This window comes from Halanaerobiales bacterium (assembly GCA_035270125.1).
GTDB lineage: Bacteria > Bacillota > Halanaerobiia > Halanaerobiales > DATFIM01 > DATFIM01.
This window is the reverse complement of record DATFIM010000235.1, coordinates 1-5017: the sequence shown is the minus strand read 5'-3', so window position 1 is coordinate 5017 and position 5017 is coordinate 1. Positions and strand designations below refer to the sequence as shown.

Below are 5017 nucleotides of genomic sequence, written 5' to 3'. Positions count from 1 at the left end.
TTCATATATTTATTTTCCTCCAACAAAACATATTTAGATTAAACAATCAGATCTACTTCCTGGATTGTACCTGCCTGACCACTTTCTTTTAAATATAAACCTAATTCTTTATTTACTGCCAGACTCTGATTATCTGCTGATTTATGACTATAAGGAGCATCAATATTTCCTAAATAAATTGCACCAATATCTTTATCAGTAAGGGCAAATAACTCATCATTACCTTCTTCATCTTTAGTCCAAATTTTTAAATCAGAAAAAACTGAATCACCTTCATCTATCCAGCCATTATTATCTTCATCATATTCTGCTAATTCATCAAATCCATTACCGGTTTCAGGTCCAAAAAGCTCTGACCCATTATCAACCTTATTATCATCAGTTAATACCAAATAACCACTACCTGATTTTAATTGAGGTATTTGTTCTAAATTACCATCAGCAGTAAGATCAAATTCAAAACTTGTCTTTTTAAAATCAGCTGCTTTACCAGAGTAGTTAATAATTAAAGGATCAACTGGCTCACCATTAGAGATTTTTAGATTTAGATTCTTTTCAACAGCATATTCTCTGCTCATTTTTAAATTAACATCAAAGTTTATCTCTTTACCATCAGCTGTTTTTACTTTTCCAGTTGAAGAAAAACTCAACTTTTCACTTTCTTGATATGATTCATGTAACTTATATTCTATCTGCCACGATTTTCTGGTATTTGGAGCCTGTGCTTTTTTCTTCTTCGACATCTTACCTTTTTCTTTAACAAAAACAGGTATTTTGATTTTTATTTCTTTTCCAGTTAGTTTAGATAAAAAAGCTTCTAATATTCTTATTTTTTGTTTATCTTCTTCAGATAAAGTTATTTCTAATTCTTTATTTTCATCAACTTTTTCTTTACCATTAACTTTATTACTATTTTTGTCAATTAAATCTTTTGCTTGAGATGTTATTGAAAGCTTATCATCATTTTCCGGTACCTTAACTCTAATAGCAGATATTTTCATACTCTCTTCACGACGATAAATAGCTTCTTTTTTCCATTGAGTAGACATATTTATATTGTGCCCTGTGATTTCTATTTTTCTCACCTCCTATTGTCTTTTTATCACTTATATTATATATCGTAAAAAACATATTTTTATTAATTATCAGAATATATGATTAACTACCTTTATTGGCAATATCAGCCGATTAGGTTTAAATAGGCTACTCCATCACCATAATATCCACCTTTTATTTAATTGATTAAAAAATTATATTTAAACATAAAAATACAGATCAAGCTGAGTCTTATTGCTCAAACCCAGCCTGATCTGTTTATATTTTTGCTCATTATGTAAATTTAAATATATCCAATTTATTCACCTGTTATAGATAATAATATATCCACCGGTGTTGAGTGGGGATTAAAAGTATAGTCTCCAGCCACAAGTTTTCTATCAATATCAAATTTTAACAATAACTTAATAAATTTCTCTTTATCTTTAATAAGATTTTTATCTACAAGTAATGAAGAAATTTCACTACCATTTAAGCCATATTTAATTTTTAAATTTATTTCTTTTTCTCTGTTTCCTTCCTCAGCTATAATCAATTTATTATCCATCCACTGTACTTTTTCGTTTTCTAAGTTATACTGGATATTTTCCAGAGACTTTGTATCACTTTTTGAAAAAATCAAATTTACATTATCATAATCTGATAAATAACTTTCATTTATTATTTTATTAGTTTTTTCTTCATTTATTTTTTGCAAGTAATCATATGAATTTAACTGTGCTTCCTGATTATAAGCAGATGAAGGGGGATTAGAACTATCAAATATTAGTAATAATGCCGATATAATAATTAATACACTGCCCAGAACAAATAAAACATCTTTTCTCATAGTTATTACCCCCGTGAATTGACTTTCCAGAATAACTCAACTTCTCTAATACCCATATCTATTTTATCAGCAATTTCAACAATATCTTTTCCTTCTTCTTTCATTTTTTTAATTTTTTTATATAATTCTTTTTTGTTATTTTGGTTTTTTTCAGTAGTTTCAAGATCAGACTCTGTAGTTTCAAGATCAGAGTCTAAAGATTCATTAGATTTATTGAGATTAGATTCATTTTTATTTTGATTATCTTTATCTGCATCATCTACACCATTATCTTCATTATTTTTAATTGACTTTTCATCTTCTATGTTTTTTTCTATATTTTTAGTTATTTCTTCACTCTCAATTTCATTCTCAATATTATCTATTTTTCTTTCCAAATCATTTAAAGTATTAGATAGATCATTTTTAAAATCTTTTAGATTACTTTTTATTTCTATAAATTCTTCAAACTTATTTTTAGTGGCTTTCACATAATCATTAGTTGTATCCAAATTATGTTCTATTAATTCATACAAATCATCTAAAACTTGATAAAAATCATCTAATTCATTTTTAATATTTTCATCATTCTCATTTTTTTGATATAACTCTTTTAATTCTTTTATCTCTTTTAACACCTTGTCATTAGAATTGTTTTTTCTCTGCTTCTTTTCCAATTTATAACTTAAATATAAGGAAAGAAGTAAAATAGATATACCAACAATAAATAATATATACTCAATTTGCAATTGAATCACCCCCCTTTAAATTTTATGCATTTTTGTCAATTTATAATAGCCTCTACTATTACTAAATTGAGGGTCATCAATCATAATAATTTTTTTGGAAAATAAATCTTCAAGATTTTCTTTTAAACTAACAGAACCCCCACCACATAATAAAATAAATTCAACTCTGCTCATGTGTTCACTCCAGTTGATTTGAATTTCATCATAAATGGTATGAGCAAGATTTTTAAAAGCCATATCACAATCATTTTTTATATAATGTTCACCATCATAGTAAATTCTGTCATTACCTTTTATATAATTTTCCTGGATAATATTAAATGGTACCCCTAGTTTAGCAGCTACCTGTTTATAAGCATTGACAATGCCTTTCTGCAAATTAAAAACTGTATCACGGATAACATCAGTTCCCTCAGCAATAAAGACATCTACTGTTTTTACACCTATATCAATTAAACCATAACGGGAATTTAACATTTCTTTTTTTACATAATTACCCTGCATATCAAGTATTTCATCATAAAATGCTCCAATACCTTGAGGAAAACATACAACCTGGTCTATAAAAACTTCTCTTTCACCTCGGCCAACTACTGAATATTTAAATTTCTGCCCGGAATAAGTATCGATAATTTCTTTTTTCAATTTCCTAAAATTACTTACATTCGGTAATCCTAAAGCAAGATTTTCTATCTTAATTTCATTGGTGTTATTAACCATTAATTCTAAGCCAGCCAAAAATTTAACTAATTCAGAGTCCTCTTTGAATTTATCATTAGTAAATTTACTACTCCCACCAGAACTTGATTGTTGAATAGCTTTGTTACCTACATAATAATCATTACCCTTATAATTTATCAGCATATTCTCTTCACTAAAAACAGTATCAGCATTAATATCAAGAAAATTATTTAATAATGGTTGATGAATAACTGAAGGATATTTCACCTTATTATCTTTAGTAATTATCTTTTCATAACCAAAACCGTTATCCCAACCAACAATGTCCAACATTTCCATAATTTTTCACCCCTATTATATAGAAAAATTTTTTCCTTTATATTTGTTATTTCTTTGAAATTTGCTTATTTCCTGCTTTTTATTGGTATTTTTCAATAAAAAAATCTCAAAAGAGAGACTATATATAATATTTATTTTTTCTTATTATTGTCTGCAAACCTGATTTCTGCCTTTATTTTTGGCCCTATATAAAGCTTTATCGGCAGCCTTAATAACTTCCTCTGGTTTCTTGAGCTCTTTAGTTTTTGTTGCAACACCAATACTTACTGTTATTTGTTCTTTTTTAGTACTACCTGATTTATTATATTCCTTCTGCAGCTGAGGTTTTTCTTGAGGTCTATTTTCTCCTCGAATATAAAAAGGTCTCTCAGCGATTCTTTTTCTTAAATCTTCAAGATGTTCAATACATTCATCTACGGTTTTACCAGGAAATAAAAGTGTAAATTCTTCTCCACCATATCTAAAAACTTTTGCTCCTCCACCAGTTTCTTTGATATGAACAGCTATCATCTGCAAAACCTGATCTCCAATGTCATGACCATATTTATCATTGAATTTTTTGAAAAAATCAATATCAAGCATGGCTATCGAGTAATTTTTACCCTGTTTTAATAATTCACCATCAAGAGCCCTTCTGGAAGCTAAACCAGTTAATTCATCTTTATAAGCCAGAATATAAGCAGATTTTATAATAGCAAAAATTAAAATTATAGCTGATATAATAAATAATAGCGGTAAAATATTTAGACCATAATCATTTACGAAATTTAAAGAAATTATAAAAGCTATTAATAATAAGACAAAAGAATTATTTGCCGCATTTTTTTCTTTTATTATTAAAATTAAGAAAACAACAAAAAAATAAAATAACATTAAATATCTATGATAGTCCATATTAGCTAAATTAAGAAAATTCCAAGAAATTAATTTTAAACTGTTATTTGTGCTAACATGCTTTAAATTTTTGTTTAGAGCTATACATAATCCTAAACCCTGCCCCAAGATAACAATTAACTTTGAAAAACCCCAAAATGATAATATACCCCGTTCTCTAAAAAAGGAAAAAAATATAAGGTTAATAGGTATAAATATATATATAGTATTTATTATAATTTTACTATATAATTGAAAATTTATATCTCTAAAAATATGTTGTGTTACCCATTGATAATCAATTATTTGTAAAAAAACCATTATAAGTAATATAAAAAAAACTTTACTACTATTAAAAAAATAACTTAAACAAAAACCAATAAAAAAAATGATATAAGAAATATACTCCATGGTTTTATACATATTTACTATATTTCTATAGCTTAAAAAATAAAAAAATGATAAATATATTAATCCACTACCTAATAGTAAATATAATATATAGTCGATA

At 26.4% G+C, this 5017-nt stretch carries 5 protein-coding genes; all 5 read right to left on the bottom strand.

Annotation, left to right across the window (positions count from 1 at the left end):
- Nucleotides 1-38: 38 nt before the first annotated feature.
- Entirely contained in the window at nt 39-1085 is a 1047-nt protein-coding gene (locus VJ881_11530; protein ID HKL76686.1) for a hypothetical protein, read from the bottom strand.
- A gap of 269 nt (nt 1086-1354) precedes the next feature.
- Complete coding sequence (locus VJ881_11525; GenBank protein HKL76685.1) at nt 1355-1885, bottom strand: hypothetical protein; 531 nt, start codon at nt 1883-1885, stop codon at nt 1355-1357.
- Between the two features lie 5 nt (nt 1886-1890).
- Nucleotides 1891-2613, bottom strand: a complete 723-nt coding sequence (locus VJ881_11520; GenBank protein HKL76684.1) for a hypothetical protein — start codon at nt 2611-2613, stop codon at nt 1891-1893.
- 15 nt (nt 2614-2628) lie between these two features.
- Entirely contained in the window at nt 2629-3633 is a 1005-nt protein-coding gene (locus VJ881_11515) for a ParM/StbA family protein (protein ID HKL76683.1), read from the bottom strand.
- Nucleotides 3634-3777: 144 nt separating this feature from the next.
- Nucleotides 3778-4506 carry a GGDEF domain-containing protein gene (locus VJ881_11510; protein HKL76682.1) on the bottom strand — a complete coding sequence of 243 codons (729 nt, stop codon included), beginning with the start codon at nt 4504-4506 and terminating at the stop codon, nt 3778-3780.
- Between the last annotated feature and the right edge of the window lie 511 nt (nt 4507-5017).